Genomic DNA, 22,232 nt, shown 5'->3' with positions numbered 1-22,232 from the left:
CCCTTTTAAAACTCATCCCAAAACGCTTTTTTAGGCAAAATGATCTCGCTTTTTGAGCCATTTACGCTGTGATAGATCGCTTTATTATACTTTGTAGCAAGGTGTTTTATAAGCACTTTTTGAAGCACAGGCTCGCTACTTGGCACAAACCAGCCGTTGTTTGTGATAGCTACGACCACGTCAAATTCGCCCTTATAAAGCTCCTCTCTTGTCGCTTCATAGCAGATGGCGTTTCTGATTTTAACCCCATCTATCTCGTAGTCGCTAAAATTTTCAGCCTTTTTAAAGTCACTAGCTCCGCCAAAAAATAGCTTATTTACTGCATCTTGCATGAAATTTGGCAGAGGAATTTCTTCTCCAAATGGCACTAAAAATTTCTTATCCATTCGCCTTAGAGTGCCATTTTGAAACAAAAATGCAGAGTTATAAATTTGCTTATTTTCATAAGCAAGCGCGCCAGCTACGATAGTTATCTGTTTTGAAAGCTCTTTTAACTCATCAACAAGTAGCGGCTCATTTGTCATAAATAATGGAAACGCACTCTCTGGAAGCACGATGAGACGTTTTTGCTCGGCGATGGCGCTATTTATCATGTCTAAATTTTCATTTGTAAATTTCATGCGCAAGCTTTTATCCCAGCGCACTCTTTGAGCGACATTGGTATTTACTAGCTCCACGTCAAATGGCAGAGTCTTTGCCTCGCTACTTTTAAACTGCAAAGCGGCGATCAGACAGATAAAAGCTAGGATAAATTTTAAAATTTTACCTTTTAAACTCAAAGAAATGGCTGCTAAAAATATAAATATAAGCCCTCTAGTATTTGGCTCAAAAGCGCCTAAAACAAGCGTTGCCTCAAGGTTAAACCAGTTAAAGCCAAATGGATGCACGTAGCTTATTAAAAATAACAAAACAGCTCTTAGCGCTACAAAGCTTGGAAAAGAGGCTATCCAAAACAAAAGCCCATAAACAAGGGCTACAAAGAGGATGACAAATGGGATAAGCCAGACAAGCTCATAGTAGATAAAACTAAAGCCGATCCAGTAAAACCACAAAATCCCAGTGAAAAAGCCAGCTGCAAAAAAGCCAGCCCTGCTTAAATTTATTATGACGAAAATTCCAGCTAGCGTGAGAAAAGGTGAGATGAAATTTAAAATTTGATTTTCAGCCATAGCTAAAAAAATGAAATTAGAAATCAAAAAAGCACCGACAAAGGCTTTTATTATAATTTTAGTGCTAAAATGTCCGTTTAAAAATCTTACAAATAAGGAAATCCATGCAAAACGCTGATTTTTTAACATCATTACTACCTCTTGTTGTGCTTTTCGCCATATTTTACTTTTTGGTTATCAGACCTCAACAAAAACAACAAAAAGCCCACGCAGCAATGCTTGCAGCTCTTGACAAAGGCGATAAGATAGTAACTAATGGCGGACTTATATGCGAAGTGATTAAAGCCGAAAATGATTTTATCAAAGTTAAACTTAACGATGATGTAATCGTTCGTATAGCACGCGAGTTTGTAGCTAAAAAGATCGAAGATAAATAATGCGTAACGCAAGAGTTACATATAGGCTGATTATCTTAATATTAGCCCTGATTTTTGGTTTTGGCTTTTCGGTGCCATCTTTTTTTCAGACTCAAAGTGGAGCTAAAATTTCATTAGGACTTGACCTTCAAGGCGGTCTTCATATGCTTCTTGGTGTTGAAACTAACGAAGCCATCCACTCTAAGATCAAGTCAATCGCTGGAAGCATAAATTATTATGCTAAAAAAGAAGATGTGCTTATTGATAAATTTAAGATAAAAGAAGATAGTGTTGATTTTGCACTGCTTGATAGTGACGAGGCTCCAAAAGTTGATAAGGCACTTGCTGAGATAAAAGGGCTTGATATAAAAAAAGATGGTCTAAACTATCACATCACTCTAACAGAGCAAGAGAGGCTTGATACGATAGAGTATGCGATCTCGCAAGCTGTTGAGACCATTAGAAACAGACTTGATCAGTTTGGTCTAGCTGAGCCAACAGTCGCTAGACAAGGTAAAGACAATATCCTAGTCGAACTTCCTGGTATAAAGACTGAAGAAGATGAGCAAAGAGCGAGAGATCTTATTGCAAAGGCTGCTCACTTGCAGCTTATGGCAGTTGATGATAAAAGACAAGATCAGGCTAATACCATGAGCGAGGCTGAGGCCGAAAGCTATGGTGATGTAATCTTTAAAGATGCTAAAAATGATCGCGTAAAATACGTCGTTAAAAATATCCCAGTGCTTGATGGCTCGATGCTAACTGATGCAAAGGTCGCATTCTCTCAGCAAAACAACCTACCGATCATAAATTTTACACTAAATTCAGAAGGCGCTAGAATTTTTGGTGATTTTACTGGCACAAATGTGGGTAAAAGGCTTGCTATCGTGCTTGACGGCAAGGTCTATTCAGCTCCAGTTATAAACGAAAGAATAGGTGGCGGCAGCGGCCAGATCAGCGGTGGTTTTACCCTTGATGAAGCTCACGACGTAGCGATCGCACTTAGAAGTGGCGCACTTTTAGCACCTGTGAAGATGCTAGAAAAAAGAAGTGTTGGCCCATCTTTAGGCCAAGAGAGCATCAATCAAAGCATGGTTGCTCTTGCTGCTGGATCTATTTTAGTCGTGCTATTTATGCTAGTTTATTATGGAATTTCTGGAATTTTTGCAAATATCGCGCTAGTTGCAGACGTCGTTATATTAGTAGCTGTAATGGCGCTTTTTGGAGCGACGCTTACTCTGCCAGGTATGGCTGGTATCGTGCTAACTATCGGTATGGCTGTTGATGCAAACGTCATCATAAATGAGCGTATCCGCGAGCTTTTACGTGAAGGCGTGGCGATAAGAACAGCTGTTCAAAAGGGATATGAGCACGCTATGAGTGCGATCATCGACTCAAACTTGACTACTATCATCACAGTTGCGGTGCTTTATGCTTATGGCACTGGTCCAGTTAAAGGCTTTGCTGTGACTATGGCCATAGGTATCATGGCTTCGATGCTAACGGCCATTTTAGGCACACATGGCATGTTTGATGCAGTCATGGACAAGATAGAAAAAAGCGGAAATACCAGACTTTGGTTTGGTTATAAAAGGAGCTAGGGATGCAAATTTTTACTAAGGCAAAAGTTTATGATTTTATGCGGTTTAGATTTGTTTCATTGGCACTTTCTATATTTTTATTTGTTGGCTCGATCTTTTTGCTCGCAACAAAGGGTCTAAACTACGGCATCGACTTCTCTGGTGGCACGCTTATACAGCTAAAATACGACACCAAAGCACCACTTGATAAAATTCGTGACGCTTTTGGCACAAATGAAGTGCTTAAAAACGCCTCTGTTACCGAGTTTGGAAGCGAAGATGAGGCAGTTATTAGATTTTCAGGATCAAGCTCAAATTTAACTGGTGACATCGGTACTGAGATAAAGCAAATTTTAAAAGATACTGGAAATTTTGAAGTAAGACGTGTTGATATCGTTGGTCCAAAGGTTGGTGATGAGCTTAGGCAAAAGGGCTTGATGGCTCTTGGAATTTCACTAATTGGAGTGCTTCTTTATATCACATTTAGATTTGAGTGGAGATTTGCGCTAGCTGCGATCGCAACTGAAATTCACGATATAGTTATAACAGTCGGTGCTATTTCGCTATTTGATATTGATGTAAATTTAGACACACTAGCTGCTGTTTTAACGGTGCTTGGCTACTCGCTAAACGATACGATCATCATTTTTGACAGGATCAGAGAAGGCATCAAAGAGAGCAAGAGGACTGATATCGAGGGCGTTATCAACGAGTCAGTCTCAGCCACACTTTCAAGAACTATCCTAACTTCAGCCACTACGATGATGACTGTTGTTGTGCTATTTTTGTTTGGCGGAGATATGATACATGGATTTTCATTTATTCTTATCGTTGGTATAGTTATAGGAACGATCAGCTCGATCTACATCTCATCACCGTTTCTTATCTGGTTTAAATTTAGCATCGAGCATTTTAGAGCTAGAGAGGCTGAGAAGCAAAGGATCAAAAAAGAGCGTGATAAAGAGCGTGCTATGTTTGAAAAAGGCGTTGTGTAAGGAGGGATAATGAACTGGGGAAAAGTTATCTACATATTTTTTGCGTTGATGAGTCTTACGACTACGGCGGAGTTTTTATATGATAAAAACGAGATCGCCCTTTTTGTGGCAGCTAGTATAAATTTAGTTTCTACGCTACTTAAGATTGGCGTTAAAAATTTACTATCAGCTGAGCTTTTTGCTAGCTCGCTGGTTGCTGATTTGCACCTTATACCAGCTTTTGTTATTTTGCAAGTATCTGAAAATGCAACGCTTAGCTATTCTTTAGCTATTGGCGCAGTCATTGCAAATATATTTTCACTAGCCTTGGTACTAATAGAATCAAGCAAATCACAAGAAGAATTTTAGGAGAAAAAATGGCTGAGAAGAGAAAATATGAGCCTTTAAAGATAGAAAAGAAATGGCAAGAAATTTGGGATAAAAATGAAGAATTTGAACCAAAAGATGATCTAAGCTTGCCAAAAAAATATATCCTAAGTATGTTTCCATATCCAAGCGGACGCATACACATGGGGCATGTGAGAAACTACTCTATCGGCGATGCGCTGGCTAGATCATATAGAAAAAGTGGTTTTAACGTGCTTCATCCTATCGGTTTTGATAGCTTTGGTATGCCAGCTGAAAACGCAGCCATAAAACATAAAATTCACCCTAAAATTTGGACTTGCGAAAACATCGACTATATGAAAAAGGAGCTTGCAAGCCTTGGCTTTTCATTTTCTAAAAAGAGAATTTTAGCCACATCTGACCCACTTTATACAAAGTGGGAGCAAAGCTTTTTTATAAAGATGTTTGAAAAAGGGCTTGTTTATAGAAAAAATGCCATCGTAAATTGGTGTGAGTACGATCAAACTGTGCTTGCAAACGAGCAGGTTGAAGACGGCAAATGCTGGAGATGCGGTAATGATGTTGTGCAAAAAGAGCTTCCAGGATACTACTTCAACATCACAAAATACGCTAGCGAGCTACTTGAGGATCTAAAACTTCTTGAAGGCAAATGGCCAAATCAAGTCATCACAATGCAAGAAAACTGGATTGGTAGAAGCTACGGCTTGGAGTTTAAATTTGGCCTTGATGAGGCATCAAAAGAGACTTTGGGTGGTAAATTTGACGGCTTTGAGGTCTTTACAACAAGACCTGATACGATTTACGGCGTTAGCTACACAGCTCTTGCGCCAGAGCATCCTATCGTAAAAGCGCTTCTTGAAAGTGATAAATTTGATGAAAGCAAGAAGGCAAAGATAAAAGCAATACTTAATCAAAGCCCAAGAGAGCGTCAAGCAAGCGATAAAGATGGAGAATTTTTAGGAATTTACGTCGTTCATCCACTCACTAATGAAAAGATCCCAGTTTGGGTTGCAAATTTCATCCTAGCTGACTATGGCAGTGGCGCTATCATGGCTGTCCCTGCGCATGACCAAAGAGACTTCGAGTTTGCAAGCAAATTTAATCTACCTATAAAACCAGTCGTAAAGCCGCTTGAGGGTGAGAGTGACGGCTCTAAGGCCTATTCGGAGTATGGTATTTCTATAAATTCTGAGCTTATAAACGGCCTTAGTTCAGAGGATGCCAAAAGCTTTATAATAGATAAATTTGAAAAAGATGGCCTTGGCAAAAGGATCACAAACTACAAACTAAGAGACTGGGGAATCTCTCGCCAAAGATACTGGGGTGCTCCGATACCTGTCGTGCACTGCAGATGCTGCGGCGTAGTGCCTGAAAAAGAGGAAAATTTACCTATCGCGCTACCAGAAGATGTTGAAATCACAGGCGAGGGCAACCCACTTGATAAACATCCAACTTGGAAATTTACAAAGTGTCCAAAATGCGGCCAAGACGCGATCAGAGAGACTGATACGATGGATACATTCGTAGAGAGCAGCTGGTATTTTGCTAGATTTGCAAGTGATGAGAAGAGTTGGGAGCAAAAAGCACTTGATGAAAAGAGCGTGAATTATTGGATGAACGTAGATCAGTACATCGGCGGTATCGAGCATGCGATCTTGCACCTTTTATACGCTAGATTTTTCCAAAAGGTCTTAAGAGATCTTGGCTATCTAAGAGATGATGAGCCATTTGAAAATTTACTAACTCAAGGCATGGTCTTAAAAGATGGCAAAAAGATGAGTAAAAGCAAGGGCAACGTCGTGGACCCTGATGATATCATAAATAGATACGGCGCCGATACAGCAAGGCTTTTTATCCTTTTTGCCGCTCCTCCTCAAAAAGAGCTTGAGTGGAACGACAGCGCAGTTGAGGGTGCATTTAGGTTTTTAAATAGGCTTTGGGAGAAGGCGCAAACTATCAAAAAGATAGATAAACTACCTGAGATAGATCATGAAAGTCTAAATAAAGATGAGAAATTTGCAAGGCTTAAAATTTATGAAGCGCTTAAAAAATCAACCGAGGTTTTTGGCGATACATTTGCTTTTAACACTTTAATCGCTGCTTGTATGGAGGCACTAAACGCTATAAATGCGCAGGATAATGACGATGTAAATGCTGAAGGCTTTTTCATCATCTTAAATTTACTAGAGCCTATCGTGCCGCATATCGCAAATGAGCTTAGCGAAGAGCTATTTGGCCGTAAGAATTTTACAAAGCTTGAGATGAGAGAAGAGGTTTTTGTAAAAGATAGTATAAGCCTTGCTATAACGGTAAATGGCAAGAAGAGGACTGAGTTTGAAGTGGCAGCGAGCGAGAGTGAGAGTGAAATTTTAAAACAAGCTAAGCAAAATGTGGCTAAATGGCTTGAAGGAAAAGAAATTTTAAAAGAGATTTATATAAAAGGCAAATTAGTAAATTTTGTCATTAAAGGATAAATTTTGAGATATTTTTTAGCGTTTTTTATTGCTATATTTATCTGCGGATGTGGCTATAAACCAGTTTCAAAGATCTTGCAGGATTTGGTTGGAGATAGAGTTTATGTTGATGTTATCATCAGCAAAGAAGAGCCAAAAAATAGTGTCTGGATAAAAGATGCAGTAAAAGAGGGCATGGTCGCAAGGCTGCATAAATCACTATCAAGCAAAGATAGCGCTGATACTTCGATAATAGTTTCGGTAAAAAGCTTAAATTATGAGGCAATTATCTATGATGAATATGGCTATATCACATCGTATAAAGCTCTTTTAACTCTAAACTATAAAACCAAATTTAAAGATGGTCGTGTCGTAGATATACCTGCTACTGGCGAGTATGATTTTAGCGTGGCAAGACGTCAAAAGAGCGTAAGATACGCAGATAGCGTCATTAGCGATACTCAAAAGTATGAAGCTATAAAAGAGGCCTCAAAAGAGGCATTTGATGAGTACATCGCAAATTTAGCTGTAAAAGGATATAAAAATGGCAGCAGTAACCGTTAGTCAAATAGTCAAGGAAGCCTTGAGCGAGATAAAAGATCGCCATTTGATGCTAACGCCAGAAAATTACACCGAAGTTTATAATGAAATTTCTAAAAAATATGGCTTTACTACCGAAGAGAGCAAAAAGATAGAAAAATATATCTCAAGGCTTGGTGATGACTATAAAGCGCAAGCTATAAGCCTTCATATAAAAACGGTTGATGAGTTTGTAGCTTTTATGACCGCTAGGCTCTCTCATGGTGCTAAAAATGGCACAGCCCAAGTGGTCGATGATAAAAAGTTAAAGTCACTAAACGCCTTTGCAAGAAGAATCCTCCAAGCCATCTCTATGCTTCACAACAAAGATGCAAAAGCTCTAGCGGAACAGGGCATGCAGCTACTTGCTAGAAGATATGATGAGAAAAATCTTGAAGAGATGTGCCTTAAATGGTTTGACTTTGTAAGCTCTTACGATACTGAATTTTTGGACTTTTTGAAATATTACGGCGTGAGAGACTTTGACGATCTAAAAACCATGAGCGCTGAGCTTGAGAAATTCTTATCTCAAAAAAATGAAAATGCAGAAGAAAACACTTTAGTGGAGCTTTTAAATTTTGCGCTTGAGCCTTCTATCACAAAAGAGCTTGGCGAAGAGCTTAGCACCATTAGAAGCGTTTTGAAGCAAAATCCACAAAGCCTAAATAGCAAAGAATTTCAAGATAAGATAAAAACCTTTGTCGATCGCAGGATCGAAGAAGATAGAACCGAGATCATCGAAAAAGTTGGCTCATTAAACAACATCTTGCAAAGCATAGGCGAGAGGATTTCAGATATCGCAGCTAGCTCTAAAAGTAGTTCAGCCAAGGTGCAAAGCATCAAAAATGATCTTAAAAATGTAAATTTAAATGCAAATAGCATCGATCATGTAAAAAGTATGCTTATCGAGATCGCGGGTGCCTTGGAGATCGAGAGTAAGGAGCTTGGCCTTGAGATGAACAGCAAGCAAGCGACCATTTCTGAGCTTCAAAACAGGGTTATTAGCCTAGAAAAAGAGCTTGAAGCTGCTAAGCTTGAGAGCAAAGAGGACTTTTTAACAAAAGTGGCTACAAAAAGAGCTTTGATGAGTGAAATTCAGCGTATCGAAGAGGCTTATAAACGTTACGGCACGGACTATTCGATCTGCTTTGTTGATATTGATTTCTTTAAAAAGATAAATGACACCTACGGACACGAAGCTGGCGACGTTATCCTTTCAGCCGTGGCTCAAGTGCTTAAGAAAAATGCTAGAAAGGTTGATTTTGTCGGTAGATATGGTGGCGAGGAATTTGTCATTTTGCTACCAAGTACGAGCCTAAAAGATGGTGTTAGATTTGGCGAGAAGCTAAGAAGCATGATCGAAAATTTCAAATTTATCTATAAAAACGAGCGCATCAAAGTTACCATTAGCTCTGGTGTGGCGACAAGAAGTGCAAATTTAAGTGACACGATGACGCTTGAGGGTGCTGATAAGATGCTCTATCTTTCAAAAGAGGGCGGCAGAAACCAAGTCATGCCAAAGATAATCGAGGAAAAATGAGCCTAGCGAAATTTCTTGACGGCAAGCCACTTTACTACAAAGAGATCGACTATGGTAGGATCATAAGGGCTTACGATACGATCAAAGGCCATCTAAAGCCTTTTAAGATAATCCACATCATCGGTACAAATGGCAAGGGTAGCACGGGCCGCTTTTTAGCGCAAATTTTAAGCCAAAATGGCGCAAAAGTAGGCCACTACACAAGCCCACATATATTTAAATTTAACGAGCGATTTTGGCTAAATGGTGAGGTCGCTAGCGATGAAATTTTAGAGGTAGCTCATGAGTGTTTGCAAGCTCTTTTGAGTGATGAGTACAAGATAAAAACGAGCTATTTTGAGTATATGACGCTACTTTCTGCGGTGCTTTTTGAGGGTTGCGACTACTTTGTCTGCGAGGCTGGCATGGGCGGCGTGCTGGATGCGACAAATGTCTTTGAAAAAGAGCTAAGCATCTTTACTCCGATCGGCTTTGACCACACGGCGATATTAGGCAATAGCTTAGAAGAAATTTCACGCACGAAATTTGAAGCTATGGGCAAAAGAGCTATTTTAAATGATGAGATGAACGAGATAAGTGTGGCTATCGCAAAAGAGATCGCAAGTGAAAAAGGCGCAACTCTGAGCTTTCCAAAAGAAATTTTAGCCAAAGAAAATTTAAACGAGATCGCAAACTACGCAGATAAATTTAATCTCCCAGAGTTTTTGCGCTCAAATTTAACTCTAGCCTACGCCGCGGCTAAAATTTTAGATAACAGCATAGAGATCAAAAAGCTTGGCGCTTTATCGCTTCGAGGCAGATGCGAAAAGATCGCTTCAAATTTATACGTTGATGTCGGTCACAACGAGCTTGGCGCAAAGGCTGTGGCTAAGAAATTTAGCCAAGAAGAGGTTGGCGGCAAAAAACTAACGCTAGTTTATAACTCGTTTTTAGATAAAGATTTCAAGGCAGCTTTGGCAGCTCTAAAGCCAGTCATTGAGGACGTGCTACTTTATCACTACCACTGCGAGGGCAGGGAGCTTGGCGGAGAGCTCATAAACAAGGCGCTAAACGAGCTTGAAATTTCTCATAGAGAGTTTGAGTCAAGCGATATGAACGATATAAAAGAGGCAAAAAACGGCAAAATTTACCTAGCATTTGGCTCGTTTCACCTAGCCGAAGCCTTTTTAAAAGAGTACTATGCAAGCAAAGGTCTATGAGTATCTTTTAACACATGCCCCACAAATTCTCATCTGCGAAGATGACAAAGAGGCGGCACTCTGCGCTGATGCGGCTAGTTTTGCTGGCTTTAGCGCATTTAAATTACCTGATTTTAGAGCTAAAAAGGGCGATGATCTAAGAAGCTTTAACGAAGAGCTCTTTGAAATTTCATCCGTTCTTAGTAAATACTATAAATTTGATGGCAAAAAGATCATCATAAGCCCATTTAGTACGCTTTTAAACCCACTTCCAACGCAAAAAAACTTAGAGAGCTCAACGATCAAGCTAAAGGATAATATAAATTTAAGTGAATTTGCCGACTTACTCATACGATTTGGCTATGAGTGCGTCGATATCGTTGAGAGCGTTGGCGAGTTTAGCATACGCGGCGAAGTGATCGATATTTATGGCGTAAATATGGATGATCCTGTTAGAATTTTACTCTTTGGCGATGAGGTGGAGAGCATCAGAAACTACAACACCGCCACGCAAATTAGCAACAAAAATGAGCTAAGCGAAGCCGAGATCGTGCCATTTATCGCAAATTTGAGCAAAGATGAGTTTGAAAAAGTTAGCCAAAAGATCGAGGATATGCAAAGCGACGCCCTTGTGAGCGATCTAAATTCGCTTGGATTTTGGGCGATAGATAGCTTTAGTGACTACTTAAAAGAATTTGACTCAAAGCTTGTTAAAAAGATCGATTTTGAAATTTATGATGCGCCTGAAGATAAATTTAAGGGTATTGAAATTTTGCCTGAGCCAAAGGTCTATAAAGACTTAGAAGTCACTTTAAATTTTGACTTTTTTGAGCTAAATAAGAGCAAAAGCATAACCGTTCTTTCAAGAAATGAAGGGCTTTTTAAGGGCTATGAACTTGATGGCTTTGCAAATGTCAAGCTTGAAATTTCGCCCCTTGTAGTAAATTTAACCTCAAGCGACAAGATCGTAGTCTCTCTAAATAAATTTGAGAAAAAAAGGCGAGTTAAGCGCTCAAGTCTCGTGGTCGATGAGCTAAAAGTAAATGACTACGTCGTGCATGAAGATTATGGTATAGGCAGATTTTTGGGGCTTGAAAAGATCAAGGTTTTGGGCGCGACAAAGGAATTTGTGGTTATTGCCTACCAAAATGACGACAAGCTTCTTTTGCCGGTTGAGCATCTAAATTTGATAGATCGCTACATCGCGCAAAATGGCTCTATGGCGGTGCTTGATCGCTTAGGCAAGGCAAATTTTGCCAAGATAAAAGAGAAGGTTAGAGAAAAACTCTTCGCGATCGCCTCAAAGATCGTGGCGATGGCGGCAAAAAGGGAGCTAATCGCAGGTAAAATTTTAAAAAATGAGGATATCTCTTATCTAAATTTCGTCCAAGACGCTGGATTTTCATACACGAATGATCAGCAAAAAGCGGTAAATGATATAAAAGATGAGCTAAAAAGCGGCAAGGTGATGGATAGGCTGCTTAGTGGCGACGTTGGCTTTGGCAAGACTGAAGTTGCGATGAATGCCATATTTACCTGCATAAAATCAGGCTTTAGCGCATTTTTCTTTGTGCCAACGACGCTTCTTAGTTCGCAGCACTACAAGACGTTAAGCCAGAGATTTAGCAAATTTGGCATAAAGGTCTTTAGGCTGGATCGCTTCTCAAGTGCCAAAGAGAAATCAAACCTGCAAAAAGCGCTAAAAGAAAATGAGCCCATAGTTTGCGTGGGTACGCATGCACTTCTTAGCGTAAAGGCTGAAAATTTAGGGCTTATAGTGGTTGATGAAGAGCATAAATTTGGCGTCAAGCAAAAAGAGCAGCTAAAAGAAATTTCTCAGCACTCGCACATCTTAAGTATGAGCGCCACGCCTATACCAAGAAGCCTAAATATGGCGCTTAGCAAGATAAAAACATATAGCATTTTAGCCACTCCACCAAGCTCGAGGCTGGATGTGAGAACAAGCGTGAGAGAGTGGGACGAAAAGGTCGTCAAAGAGGCGATCATGCGTGAGTTAAGACGCGGTGGGCAGACCTTTTACATCCACAACCACATCGCAGACATCGAGCAGACAGCAAATGAGCTAAAGAAAATTTTGCCAAAGCTTAGAATTTTGATCCTTCACTCAAAGATAAATGCAAAAGTCGCTGAAGATGAGATGATGAAATTTGAGCGGGGCGAGTATGACTTACTACTTTGCACCAGCATCGTTGAAAGCGGCATCCACCTGCCAAATGCAAACACCATAATCGTAGAAAATGCTAATAAATTTGGCATGGCTGACCTGCATCAGCTGCGTGGTCGCGTGGGTAGAAGCGACAAGCAGGCTTATTGCTACTTTTTGGTTGAGGATAAAGATGCCATTAGCAAAGACGCCCTAAAACGACTTGTCGCACTTGAGGGCAACTCATTTTTGGGTGCTGGCTCAGTGCTAGCTTATCATGACCTTGAGATAAGAGGTGGTGGTAACATCATCGGCGAGGCGCAAAGCGGTCACATCGAGGCTATCGGCTACTCGCTATATCTAAAGATGCTAGAAGATGAGATAAACAAGCTTCTTAATCAAGACTCCGCAAAGCTTGACAAGATCGATCTAAAACTTAGTGTGAGCGCCTTTTTAAATCAAGAATTTATAAGAGAAGATAGGCTAAGGCTTGAAATTTACAGGCGCCTTAGCAAGTGTAAAGAGGTAGCCGAAGTCTATGAGATACAAAGCGAGCTTGAGGATAGATTTGGCAAGATAGATACATTTACAAAGCAGTTTTTAGACCTTATCATCATCAAAATTTTAGCTCTAAAAGCTGGCATAAAGACGATTTCAAATAGCGAGCAAAATATACTAATAACAAAAAATGATGACGAGAAGATCAGGCTAAAGTCACGCAGCAAGGACGATGACGATGTTTTGGCTGAAATTTTGGTCTATCTAAGAAAGGATAAGAGATGATAGATTGGGGTATGAAGTACGCAGCGATTTATAAAAGCACAAAAGGGATGTTAAAGCCGGTTGAGGATATCGATTTTGTCGATATCGACTCACTTTATGGACTAGAGAAGCAAAAAGAAATTTTGCTAAAAAATACTAGAAATTTTATAGCGGGCGACGAGGCAAATCACGTGCTTCTTTGGGGTGAGAGAGGATGTGGCAAGTCAAGCCTTGTAAGGGCTGTTTTTACTAAATTTTATAAAGAGGGACTTCGCATCATTGAGATCGGCTGCGAGGATCTAAAATACCTTGGCGACATCATCGATGAGATTAGAAAGAGTGAGTTTAAATTTATCATTTTCTGCGACGATCTAAGCTTTGAAAATGGCAGCAATGAGTATAAATTTCTAAAACCTATCATGGATGGCTCTATCCAAAAGCCGCCTAAAAACGTCCTTTTATACGCCACATCAAACCGCCGCCACCTAATAAGCGAGTTTAAAAGTGAAAATGAAAACTCAGAGCTAATAGACGGAGAAATCCACTACAGCGACGCAGCTCAGGAGAAAATTTCGCTCTCAGACCGCTTTGGTCTTTGGATCAGCTTTTATCAAGGCAACTACGATGAGTACCTAAAAATGGTTGATTTTTACTTTAAAGACTACACTGGTGACAAAGATGAGCTTCACACGCTTGCTAAAAATTTCGCTACCCTTAGAGCTAGCAGAAGTGGCAGGACAGCAAAGCAGTTTTATCTAACTTTTAAAGAAAATTTAAAATGAGATCAACTGATCTGTTTTTAGCTCTGCTAAATCACAAAAGTAGAAATTTGGACGAGCTAAAATGGCCAGGCGAGGGCACTTTTGAGGTTATTTTGGGCGCTATTTTGGTGCAAAATACCAACTGGAAAAACGTAGAAAAAGCTCTTGCCAATCTAAAAAAAGCCAGCAAAGATAGCTTGCAAGGCATTTGCACGCTTGAAAACAGCGAGCTTGCCACACTTATAAAGCCAAGTGGCTTTTACAACACAAAGGCAAAACGGCTAAAGACGCTTTGCCTAGCTATAAAAAATGAATTTGAGAGCTTTGATAATTTTAAAGAAAACGCAAGCCGTGAGTGGCTCATAAGCGTAAAAGGCGTTGGTGCTGAGACTTGCGATGCAATACTTGCTTATGCTTGCGGCAAGCCTTACATGGTTGTTGATGCTTATGCGCTTAGGATAATGGCATATTTTGACTACATTTTTGAGAGCTACGACGAGGCGGCTGAGTGGTTTAGCTCGCTTGATTATGATGAAATTTATAAATTTCTTGATAGTGAGAAATTTGACGAAACTGAGGTTTTAAAGCTCTATCATGCGCTTATTTTGGAGTTTTGCAAAGAGAATTTTAAAGGCAAAATTTTAAGCCAAAGCGGACAAGAGGTGCTTGATAGCATTAAAAACTAAATTTTTATTTTAAATTTAGCGCAAATTAGGACTTTTTATGTTTTATTTTAAATTCTATGCTAAATTTACGAGAAATTTATTTTAGGAGGAGTGATGATCTACGATAACATCGTAAAAACGATCGGTAATACACCTATCGTAAAGGTTAAAACAGGTGCTGACGAGGCTGAAATTTACGTAAAATTAGAGTTTTTTAATCCAGGCGGCTCTGTAAAAGATAGGATCGCATTTAATATGATCACAAAAATGCTAGCTGATGGCACGCTAAAACATGGCGACACTATCGTTGAGCCAACAAGTGGCAATACAGGTATCGGCGTAGCTATGTGCGGTGCTGCACTTGGCTTTAAAGTGATCCTTTGCATGCCTGAGAGCATGAGCATCGAAAGACGCAAGATCGTTGCTGCTTATGGTGCTCATCTTGAGCTAACTCCTGCAGCTGGCGGTATGAAAGCAGCGATCGCAAAAGCTACTGAGCTAGCTTCTCAGCCAAATCACGTAATGCTAAGCCAGTTTGAAAACAAGTACAACCCACAAGCTCACGAGCTAACAACAGCTGCTGAGATCGTGGCTGATTTTAGCAAGCTTGATGCCTTTGTAGCAGGCGTTGGTACAGGCGGCACGATAAGCGGCGTGGCAAAAGTTCTAAAAGAAAAAGGCTATGACACTAAGATCATCGCAGTAGAGCCTGAGGCATCACCGGTTTTAAGTGGCGGCAACCCAGGACCACATAAAATTCAAGGCATCGGAGCTGGATTTTTACCAAATACAATGGATATGAGCCTAGTTAGCGAAGTAGAAAAAGTAAGCAACGATGACGCACTAAACGCAGCTAGAGCGATCGCAAAGAGCGATGGCTTGATGATAGGCATAAGTGGCGGCGCTTCTTACGTGGCTGCAAAAAGAGTGGCTAAAAGACTTGGCGCTGGCAAAAAAGTGCTTTTCATAGCTCCAGATAACGGCGAGAGATACCTAAGTACAGAGCTTTACGGAGCGTAAAATTATGTGGGAGAGTCTAAAAGAGCTAGTTCAAACCGTCCGTGAAAAAGACCCATCGGTGCATAGTTGTTGCTTTTTGGCGATACTTATAAACACTCCTGGCATCCATGCGGTTTTATTTCACAAAATTTCTCATTTTTTATATGAGAAAAAGTGGTTTTTTCTAGCTAGACTCATCTCGCAAATCGCAAGATTTCTAACAGGTATCGAGATCCACCCGGGCGCTAAGATCGGCAGGAGATTTTTCATAGATCACGGCATGGGCGTGGTTATCGGCGAGACAGCTGAGGTCGGTGATGATGTGATGATGTATCATCAAGTGACACTTGGCGGCACTGGCAAAGAGTGTGGCAAGCGCCATCCGACCATTAAAAATGGCGTGACTATCGCCGCTGGCTCAAAGATACTTGGTGCTATAACGATCGGTGAAAATGCCAAGATCGGCGCAAACTCGGTCGTGCTAAAAAACGTCCCAGCAAACGCAACCGTAGTTGGCATACCTGCAAGAGTTGTCAGGGTAAATGGGACAAAATTTGAGCCAGAATTTATCATTTAAAATTTAAATTTACTCCCACTGCACCATAAAAAAGCAAATTTTTGATACGGCAAATTTACTATCCATAATGTTACCAGTGTTTTTAGCTTTGCGCTACCTATCATAATATTTGTCATTTTAGTAAATTTGATAACAAAATTTATCAGACAAAAGCTGCGCCAAAAATCTTACGTAAAATTTAATCAAAGAAATATAGCTGATACGTTTAGTGCAAAAGAGATAGCAAAGAAATTTGGCAAAAACGCAAAAGATGTAAATGAGGTTTTGTTAAATTTAGGCTTTATAAAAAAATGTGACAACGGCTACAACGTGACAGATGTTGGCAGATACTATGGCGGCATGCAAAATTTCTACATGGGCAGGGCAAGCGTTAGGTGGGATGAGAGGCTACTTTGTAATGAAAATTTCATAGACGAGATTACAAAAGCTGGCGAAAAATCTAGCAAAAAAGAGCAAAAAGAAGACTTTAGAGAGAAATTTAAGGCTGAATACCGAACAAACGACGGTCACTATGTAAGAAGTAGGGCAGAGCTAGTTATAGCAAACTGGCTTTTTGCTGAGGGCATGGCTTATGAAAAAAGAGTGCCGATAAAAGAGGATGTCTATTGTGATTTTTACATACCAAAAGGTAAGGTCTATGTTGAGTTTTGGGGCTTGGAAGATGACGAGGCATATCTAAAAAGAAAAGAGAAAAAGATAGAGCTTTATAAAAATATGATCTAAATTTAATAGAGATAGATAACGACAAAATCGGTAATTTAGATGACTATCTGCCAAAAGAGCTTTTGAAATTTGGTGTGAGTTTAAATTTGTAGAAAAAAAGGGGCGAGCGCCCCTGTGATTATTTTAAAGTTTGGATGTATTCAGCTACTGCTTTTGCATCTTCATCGCTCATTGGAGTAGCGATAGGCTTCATCATAGCACCAAGACCAAATTTATTTGCTCCTGTTTTGTAGCCTTTTAGAGCTGCTTCGATAGCTGCTGCATCAAGTGATGTTAAAGCTGGAACTTTGTTATTGAAAACTTTTTCAGCTTTAGCGCCATGACAGGCAACGCATTTTTTATAGATAGTAGCGCCATCTGCAGCGAAAGCAGCAGTTGAAAGTAGTGCTGCAACACTTGAAACGATTAGTAGTTTTTTCATTTGTCATCCTTTTTAAAAAACGTGCCGGCATTATAATACAAAAATGTAAATTTGCAAGGGGCGGGTTAAAATATTTTGGCTATAATCACCAAATGATAAAAGAAACAGCCAACAAAGCACTTTTTTTAGACCGAGATGGCGTCATAAATGAAGACGCTGGATACGTTTGCGAGATCAAAGACTTTAAATTTATTGATGGCATTTTTGACGCTCTAAAAGAATTTGCCAAGGCTGGCTACAAGCTCTTTGTCGTGACAAATCAATCAGGCATCGGCAGGGGCTACTACACGCAGGAGCAGTTTGACGCTCTAAACAAATTTATGCTAGAAAGCTTTAAGAAAGAGCAAATTTTTATCACCAAAGTCTATTTTTGTCCGCACGCTCCAGAGCAAAAATGCACCTGCAGAAAACCAAATCCAAAAATGATACTTGATGCTTGCAAAGAGTTTAACATCGACCTTGAAAACTCGCTCATGATAGGCGATAAACCAAGCGACGTCGAGGCTGGTAAAAGGGCAGGTGTGAGTAGAAATTTCTTGCTTGATGGGATAAATTTTAAAGATGTAAGAGATGTTTTAAATAAGCTAAAAAAGGAAAAATCACTATGAATTTAAACGGAAAAAAGATAGTTATAACTGGCGGCGCTGGTTTTATCGGCTCAGCTTTGGCGCATTATTTTGATGAAAACTATAAAGATGCTCACGTGCTTGTCGTGGATAAATTTAGAAACGACGAAACATTTAGCAATGGCAACCTAAAAAGCTTTGGGCATTTTAAAAATTTACTTGGTTTTAAAGGTGAAATTTACGCTGGTGACATCAACGATCGCAGCACACTTGAAAAGATAAAAAGCTTTCGTCCAGACGTCATCTACCACGAGGCAGCGATCTCAGACACGACCGTAAAAGAGCAAGACGAGCTAATAAAAACAAATGTAAATGCCTTTGTAAATTTGCTTGATATCTGCGAGAACTTGGGTGCAAAGATGATTTATGCTAGCTCAGGGGCGACTTACGGCAACGCAAAGAGCCCACAAACAGTTGGCGAGTGCGAAGCGCCAAATAACGTATATGGCTTTAGCAAGCTAAGCATGGATAATATCAATAAAATTTACGCAAAGCGCGGCGTGAGCGTGGTTGGGTTGAGGTATTTTAACGTTTTTGGCAAAGGCGAGTTTTTCAAAAACAAGACCGCCTCGATGGTGCTGCAGTTTGGACTGCAAATTTTAGCTGGCAAGACTCCAAGGCTCTTTGAGGGCAGCGACCAGATCAAACGCGACTTTGTCTATATAAAAGATATCATTGACGCAAATATAAAAGCGCTTGACGCGCCAAGTGGCGTCTATAACGCAGCTACTGGCAAGGCTAGAAGCTTTCAAGATATCGCTGACATCTTGCAACGCGAGATCGGCGTAAATTTAGGCAACGAATATATCAAAAACCCATTTATCGGCTCTTATCAATTTCACACAGAGGCCGACGTGGCCCCAGCTCGTGAGGCATTTGGCTTTAGCGCGACTTGGAGCTTGGAAGAGGCGATAAAAGACTACTTGCCAGAGATAAAGAGAATTTATAAGGAAGAGTTAAATGGCTAAGAGAGTTAAAATTTTAGTCGTCGGCGATCTCATGCTAGACCACTATATCTGGGGCAGCTGCGAGCGCATCTCGCCTGAAGCGCCAGTGCAGGTTGTTAAGATAAATAACGAAACCTACACGCTTGGTGGCGCTGGCAATGTGGTGAGAAATTTACTCTCCCTTGGCGCAAATGTGAGCGTGGCTAGCGTCTTAGGAGATGACGAGGCTGGCAAAAAGATAAAAGAGAGACTTGCTGAGCTAAATGTAAAAGATGAGCTCATCCTCACCGAAAAAGGGCGCGAAAGCTCGATAAAAAGCCGCATAATGGCATCTCATCAGCAAGTTGTCAGGATCGATAAAGAGAGCGTTGTAAAGATAAATTTAGAAGATGAGCTCGTCTTAAAGGTCAAAGAAAACCTTGCAAATTTCAAGGCTGTCTTGCTAAGTGACTACGGCAAAGGTGTGCTTAGCGAAAAGGTCTGCCAAGAGATCATAAGCGAGTGCGCGAGGCTAAAAATACCAGTTCTCATTGACCCAAAAGGTAGTGACTATTCAAAGTATAAAAACGCAACCCTTCTAACGCCAAATAAAAAAGAGGCGAGCGAAGCTACAAATTTAAAGATAAAAGACAAGGCTGAGCTTGAAAAGGCGATAAAACAGCTAAAAGACGAGCTAAATTTGACCTATTCGATCATCACGATCTCAGAAGAGGGCATCGCGCTATATGACGATAGGCTGCACATCTTTGCGGCAAAAGCAAAAGAGGTCTTTGACGTCACTGGCGCTGGAGATACGGTGCTGGCCACACTTGGCTACATGCTAGCAAACGGAGCTGATATAAAAGAGGCGATAAAGATAGCAAACCTCGCTGCAGCCGTCGTCGTGGCAAAGATAGGTAGCGCAACGGCTAGCTTTAGCGAGATCGAGCAGCTGCTAAATAGCTCGTTTGGGGCAAATTTCGAGCATAAGCTTAAAAGCGTTGAGGAGCTAGAAGAAATTTTGAGTCAAAAGGGCAAGAAAAAGGTCGTTTTCACAAATGGCTGCTTTGATATCTTGCACGCTGGACACGTAAAATACCTAGCCCGTGCAAGAGAGCTTGGCGATCTTTTGGTTGTCGGGCTAAACTCAGACGCTTCAGTTAAGAGGCTAAAAGGCGAAACAAGGCCTATAAACTCGCAAGATGATAGAGCCTGCGTGCTAAGCGGGCTTGGATTTGTTGATTATGTCGTGATATTTGATGAGGATACGCCATTAAATTTGATAACAAAGATAAAGCCTGACGTGCTTGTAAAAGGGGCTGACTATAAAGGCAAAGAGGTCGTTGGCAGCGAGATCGTAAAAGAGGTCAGGCTGATAGACTTTGTCGAGGGCAAAAGCACAACAGGGATAATAAAAAGGATAAAAGATGCTAAAAACGATGATAAAAAATGAGCTCGAGGCTCACCAAAAGACCTTTAGCGAGCATGTAAATTTACTTGACAGCTTGGAGCGTGCTTGCCAGATGGTGGCTGATACGCTAAAAAATGGCAAAAAGGTACTGATATGTGGCAACGGCGGCTCTGCGGCGGACGCACAGCACTTTGCAGCCGAGCTAACTGGCAGATATAAAAGCGAGCGTCAGCCACTACCTGGCATCGCGCTAACTACCGACACTTCGGCACTTACGGCCATTGGCAACGACTACGGCTTTGACTACGTTTTTTCACGTCAGTTTGAGGCCTTAGCTCGTCCTGGTGACTTGCTCGTGGCGATCTCAACAAGTGGCAACAGCAAAAATGTCCTTGAGGCTATAAAAAGTGCTAAGAAAATGGGTGTATCAGTGCTTGGACTTAGTGGCAAAGGAGGTGGCGCTATGAATGAGGGCTGCGATCTAAATTTAGTCGTTAGCTCAAGCGATACAGCAAGAATTCAAGAGTCACACATCTTTTTTATCCACACGATCTGCCAAGCTGTAGATGAGGCTTTTAGGGGCTAAAATGCAAGAAGCGATGGATAAATTTTTAAGTGATCCTAGCGAGAAAAATGAGATAAATTTGATATCGGCTTTAAAAAAGGCTACTTTTTTTGCTCCAGTGCTTTTAAACCAAGCACTTGCAAAGCCTGATGGCGGCGTAGTTTATGAGGAGGAGGGCTCAAATATCAAATTTATCCTGCTTGAAGATGAGGGCGAGAAGCTTAGCTATTTTCCGGCATTTACTAGCAAAGAGGCGATGAAGCTTTGGCGAAACGACAGCGAGCAAGAGAGCATTGAGATAGGCCTAAAGGAGTATCTTGCGATGCTAAAAGAGAGCAGTTATGCTGGCGTCGTTGTGGATGCTTTTAGTTATGACTTTGTGCTAAAAAGAGAGCTGATAGAGAAAATCCTCGCTTAGTGCGTAATAAAATTTATAAAATTTTATGTATTATTTTATGCAAATGGCTTTGATGAGGTAAATTTAAACTGCTGGCTTGTTTGATTTTGTTTTATGGGCTAGCTTTGCTGGGACTGGCGCTGATTTATAAATTTAACTTTTTTGAGCGCGTTTATTAAATTTGATATTAGAGATGAGTTGAGGCTAAATTTGTATGAGGGTTTAAATTTAATGAACCACAAAAATTTATTAATTTTTAAATGCTTATTGGCTGAAAATTTCAAATTTATATTTTAGCACTCTAGTGATACGTAACTTTAGCTTTTACTAGAGAGATTGATAACCACATAAGCTAAGACTAAAATTTATAACTGAGCTTAAATTTAATGAGCTGCAAAATTCATTATCTCGTTTATAAAACTTAGTTTCATATATCAAATTTACGCTTTTATTATTGGTAGTAAGATTAAATTTAATATACGATTTTCAAAGCCAAAAGGGCGCTTTGAATTTTGAAGATTGGTTGCTATCCTGCAGCAAAGATATGTGCATAAATTTTATAGTTTTTTGCTTGAGAAATTTACATCGCAGATGAGTTTTTGGGCTGTTTTAAAACAGCTGTGAAATTAAATTTATTCGATGATGCTTTAAATTTGGCTCTTAATGGATTAAATTTGACTTTCAGCATAGAAAATTTACAGGTCTAGTGCTGTATTTGCTAAGGTTGAAGCGGACATTTACCTGAAAACCTGAGTAAATTTGCTGCTTAAGGCTTTAAATTTTACTTTTCAGATTAAATTTATAGCTAAAATTAAGCCCAAAAAATAGTTGTAATAAACTAAAAATAAATAAATTTACCGATAGAAATTTTAAATTTTGCAGGCTTAACGCTTTAGTGTAAATATCGTAAAGGTAAAATTTACTGGTTGAGCTTTAAAATTCACTCTTTTGTGGGTCAAATTTGTTGCCTTTATACTCTAAATTTAAATGCAAAAGCAGTTTATCTCAGAGATAAAATAACTAAAATCAAATTCACG

21 protein-coding genes are annotated in these 22,232 nt (G+C 40.0%); 19 read left to right on the top strand and 2 right to left on the bottom strand.

The features are described 5' to 3' along the window. Nucleotides 1–5: 5 nt before the first annotated feature. Entirely contained in the window at nucleotides 6–1,298 is a 1,293-nt protein-coding gene (locus CVT14_RS05520) for an apolipoprotein N-acyltransferase (RefSeq protein ID WP_199907324.1), read from the bottom strand. Here CVT14_RS05520 and yajC point away from each other — a divergent pair. The 14 genes from yajC (at nucleotide 1,274) to CVT14_RS10835 (ending at nucleotide 16,849) form a co-directional block, all read left to right on the top strand. Then, nucleotides 1,274–1,546, top strand: coding sequence for a preprotein translocase subunit YajC (gene yajC, locus CVT14_RS05515; RefSeq protein WP_002941849.1), 273 nt, complete (start codon nucleotides 1,274–1,276; stop codon nucleotides 1,544–1,546). The genes CVT14_RS05520 and yajC overlap by 25 nt on opposite strands. After that, nucleotides 1,546–3,126, top strand: a complete 1,581-nt coding sequence (secD, locus tag CVT14_RS05510; protein WP_107849889.1) for a protein translocase subunit SecD — start codon at nucleotides 1,546–1,548, stop codon at nucleotides 3,124–3,126. The genes yajC and secD overlap by 1 nt, the downstream gene beginning before the upstream one ends. A 2-nt stretch (nucleotides 3,127–3,128) precedes the next feature. Then, complete coding sequence (gene secF, locus CVT14_RS05505) at nucleotides 3,129–4,100, top strand: protein translocase subunit SecF (protein ID WP_009294062.1); 972 nt, start codon at nucleotides 3,129–3,131, stop codon at nucleotides 4,098–4,100. A gap of 9 nt (nucleotides 4,101–4,109) precedes the next feature. After that, nucleotides 4,110–4,448 carry a DUF6394 family protein gene (locus tag CVT14_RS05500; RefSeq protein ID WP_002942000.1) on the top strand — a complete coding sequence of 113 codons (339 nt, stop codon included), beginning with the start codon at nucleotides 4,110–4,112 and terminating at the stop codon, nucleotides 4,446–4,448. Nucleotides 4,449–4,456: 8 nt separating this feature from the next. Next, complete coding sequence (gene leuS, locus CVT14_RS05495; RefSeq protein ID WP_107849888.1) at nucleotides 4,457–6,922, top strand: leucine--tRNA ligase; 2,466 nt, start codon at nucleotides 4,457–4,459, stop codon at nucleotides 6,920–6,922. A gap of 3 nt (nucleotides 6,923–6,925) precedes the next feature. Beyond that, on the top strand, nucleotides 6,926–7,465 hold the full coding sequence (lptE, locus tag CVT14_RS05490; protein WP_021089555.1) for an LPS assembly lipoprotein LptE: 540 nt from the start codon (nucleotides 6,926–6,928) through the stop codon (nucleotides 7,463–7,465). Further along, the gene (locus CVT14_RS05485; protein WP_021089566.1) at nucleotides 7,446–9,020 is read left to right on the top strand and encodes a GGDEF domain-containing protein; all 1,575 of its coding nucleotides are present in this window, start codon (nucleotides 7,446–7,448) and stop codon (nucleotides 9,018–9,020) included. Before lptE ends, CVT14_RS05485 begins: the two co-directional genes overlap by 20 nt. Next, nucleotides 9,017–10,219: a Mur ligase family protein gene (locus tag CVT14_RS05480; RefSeq protein WP_021089568.1), complete on the top strand. Its 1,203-nt coding sequence runs from the start codon at nucleotides 9,017–9,019 to the stop codon at nucleotides 10,217–10,219. The genes CVT14_RS05485 and CVT14_RS05480 overlap by 4 nt, the downstream gene beginning before the upstream one ends. After that, a complete protein-coding gene (gene mfd / locus CVT14_RS05475; protein ID WP_021089594.1) occupies nucleotides 10,200–13,145 on the top strand; it encodes a transcription-repair coupling factor in 2,946 nt (981 codons plus the stop codon). The genes CVT14_RS05480 and mfd overlap by 20 nt, the downstream gene beginning before the upstream one ends. Next, the gene (locus CVT14_RS05470; protein ID WP_021089571.1) at nucleotides 13,142–13,906 is read left to right on the top strand and encodes an ATP-binding protein; all 765 of its coding nucleotides are present in this window, start codon (nucleotides 13,142–13,144) and stop codon (nucleotides 13,904–13,906) included. Before mfd ends, CVT14_RS05470 begins: the two co-directional genes overlap by 4 nt. Then, nucleotides 13,903–14,571 (top strand): endonuclease III domain-containing protein, encoded by a 669-nt coding sequence (locus tag CVT14_RS05465; protein ID WP_021089563.1) that lies wholly within the window; start codon nucleotides 13,903–13,905, stop codon nucleotides 14,569–14,571. Before CVT14_RS05470 ends, CVT14_RS05465 begins: the two co-directional genes overlap by 4 nt. A gap of 93 nt (nucleotides 14,572–14,664) precedes the next feature. Further along, nucleotides 14,665–15,570 (top strand): cysteine synthase A, encoded by a 906-nt coding sequence (gene cysK / locus CVT14_RS05460; RefSeq protein WP_012139961.1) that lies wholly within the window; start codon nucleotides 14,665–14,667, stop codon nucleotides 15,568–15,570. Between the two features lie 4 nt (nucleotides 15,571–15,574). After that, on the top strand, nucleotides 15,575–16,126 hold the full coding sequence (gene epsC / locus CVT14_RS05455; protein WP_009294053.1) for a serine O-acetyltransferase EpsC: 552 nt from the start codon (nucleotides 15,575–15,577) through the stop codon (nucleotides 16,124–16,126). Between the two features lie 126 nt (nucleotides 16,127–16,252). Further along, nucleotides 16,253–16,849, top strand: a complete 597-nt coding sequence (locus tag CVT14_RS10835; RefSeq protein ID WP_021089574.1) for a hypothetical protein — start codon at nucleotides 16,253–16,255, stop codon at nucleotides 16,847–16,849. A gap of 118 nt (nucleotides 16,850–16,967) precedes the next feature. Here the strand turns inward: CVT14_RS10835 and CVT14_RS05445 are convergent, their stop codons facing one another. Beyond that, a complete protein-coding gene (locus CVT14_RS05445) occupies nucleotides 16,968–17,270 on the bottom strand; it encodes a c-type cytochrome (protein ID WP_009294052.1) in 303 nt (100 codons plus the stop codon). Nucleotides 17,271–17,305: 35 nt separating this feature from the next. Here CVT14_RS05445 and gmhB point away from each other — a divergent pair, with 35 nt between their 5' ends. The 5 genes from gmhB to CVT14_RS05420 are packed head-to-tail and all read left to right on the top strand — an operon-like array spanning nucleotide 17,306 to nucleotide 21,216. Then, a complete protein-coding gene (gene gmhB / locus CVT14_RS05440; protein WP_413784377.1) occupies nucleotides 17,306–17,878 on the top strand; it encodes a D-glycero-beta-D-manno-heptose 1,7-bisphosphate 7-phosphatase in 573 nt (190 codons plus the stop codon). Beyond that, nucleotides 17,875–18,864, top strand: a complete 990-nt coding sequence (gene rfaD, locus CVT14_RS05435) for an ADP-glyceromanno-heptose 6-epimerase (RefSeq protein ID WP_021089610.1) — start codon at nucleotides 17,875–17,877, stop codon at nucleotides 18,862–18,864. The genes gmhB and rfaD overlap by 4 nt, the downstream gene beginning before the upstream one ends. Then, complete coding sequence (gene rfaE1 / locus CVT14_RS05430; RefSeq protein ID WP_021089562.1) at nucleotides 18,857–20,275, top strand: D-glycero-beta-D-manno-heptose-7-phosphate kinase; 1,419 nt, start codon at nucleotides 18,857–18,859, stop codon at nucleotides 20,273–20,275. The genes rfaD and rfaE1 overlap by 8 nt, the downstream gene beginning before the upstream one ends. Beyond that, nucleotides 20,250–20,819, top strand: coding sequence for a D-sedoheptulose 7-phosphate isomerase (gene gmhA, locus CVT14_RS05425; RefSeq protein ID WP_021089569.1), 570 nt, complete (start codon nucleotides 20,250–20,252; stop codon nucleotides 20,817–20,819). Before rfaE1 ends, gmhA begins: the two co-directional genes overlap by 26 nt. A gap of 1 nt (nucleotide 20,820) precedes the next feature. Further along, nucleotides 20,821–21,216 carry an SseB family protein gene (locus CVT14_RS05420; RefSeq protein ID WP_009294047.1) on the top strand — a complete coding sequence of 132 codons (396 nt, stop codon included), beginning with the start codon at nucleotides 20,821–20,823 and terminating at the stop codon, nucleotides 21,214–21,216. Nucleotides 21,217–22,232: the final 1,016 nt, after the last annotated feature.

The sequence above is a fragment of the Campylobacter concisus genome (genome assembly GCF_003048445.1).
Lineage (GTDB): Bacteria > Campylobacterota > Campylobacteria > Campylobacterales > Campylobacteraceae > Campylobacter_A > Campylobacter_A concisus_BF.
The sequence above is the reverse complement of the archived record's forward strand: the minus strand, read 5'-3'. Positions and strand labels throughout refer to the sequence as shown.

Excerpts from the sequence above, each read along its gene's own strand:
- yajC (WP_002941849.1), top strand. The coding sequence starts at position 1,274 with ATGCAAAACGCTGATTTTTTAACATCATTACTACCTCTTGTTGTGCTT.
- CVT14_RS05520 (WP_199907324.1), bottom strand. The coding sequence starts at position 1,298 with ATGTTAAAAAATCAGCGTTTTGCATGGATTTCCTTATTTGTAAGATTT.
- secD (WP_107849889.1), top strand. The coding sequence starts at position 1,546 with ATGCGTAACGCAAGAGTTACATATAGGCTGATTATCTTAATATTAGCC.
- secF (WP_009294062.1), top strand. The coding sequence starts at position 3,129 with ATGCAAATTTTTACTAAGGCAAAAGTTTATGATTTTATGCGGTTTAGA.
- CVT14_RS05500 (WP_002942000.1), top strand. The coding sequence starts at position 4,110 with ATGAACTGGGGAAAAGTTATCTACATATTTTTTGCGTTGATGAGTCTT.
- leuS (WP_107849888.1), top strand. The coding sequence starts at position 4,457 with ATGGCTGAGAAGAGAAAATATGAGCCTTTAAAGATAGAAAAGAAATGG.
- CVT14_RS05485 (WP_021089566.1), top strand. The coding sequence starts at position 7,446 with ATGGCAGCAGTAACCGTTAGTCAAATAGTCAAGGAAGCCTTGAGCGAG.
- CVT14_RS05480 (WP_021089568.1), top strand. The coding sequence starts at position 9,017 with ATGAGCCTAGCGAAATTTCTTGACGGCAAGCCACTTTACTACAAAGAG.
- mfd (WP_021089594.1), top strand. The coding sequence starts at position 10,200 with ATGCAAGCAAAGGTCTATGAGTATCTTTTAACACATGCCCCACAAATT.
- CVT14_RS05470 (WP_021089571.1), top strand. The coding sequence starts at position 13,142 with ATGATAGATTGGGGTATGAAGTACGCAGCGATTTATAAAAGCACAAAA.
- CVT14_RS05465 (WP_021089563.1), top strand. The coding sequence starts at position 13,903 with ATGAGATCAACTGATCTGTTTTTAGCTCTGCTAAATCACAAAAGTAGA.
- cysK (WP_012139961.1), top strand. The coding sequence starts at position 14,665 with ATGATCTACGATAACATCGTAAAAACGATCGGTAATACACCTATCGTA.
- epsC (WP_009294053.1), top strand. The coding sequence starts at position 15,575 with ATGTGGGAGAGTCTAAAAGAGCTAGTTCAAACCGTCCGTGAAAAAGAC.
- CVT14_RS05445 (WP_009294052.1), bottom strand. The coding sequence starts at position 17,270 with ATGAAAAAACTACTAATCGTTTCAAGTGTTGCAGCACTACTTTCAACT.
- rfaD (WP_021089610.1), top strand. The coding sequence starts at position 17,875 with ATGAATTTAAACGGAAAAAAGATAGTTATAACTGGCGGCGCTGGTTTT.
- rfaE1 (WP_021089562.1), top strand. The coding sequence starts at position 18,857 with ATGGCTAAGAGAGTTAAAATTTTAGTCGTCGGCGATCTCATGCTAGAC.
- gmhA (WP_021089569.1), top strand. The coding sequence starts at position 20,250 with ATGCTAAAAACGATGATAAAAAATGAGCTCGAGGCTCACCAAAAGACC.
- CVT14_RS05420 (WP_009294047.1), top strand. The coding sequence starts at position 20,821 with ATGCAAGAAGCGATGGATAAATTTTTAAGTGATCCTAGCGAGAAAAAT.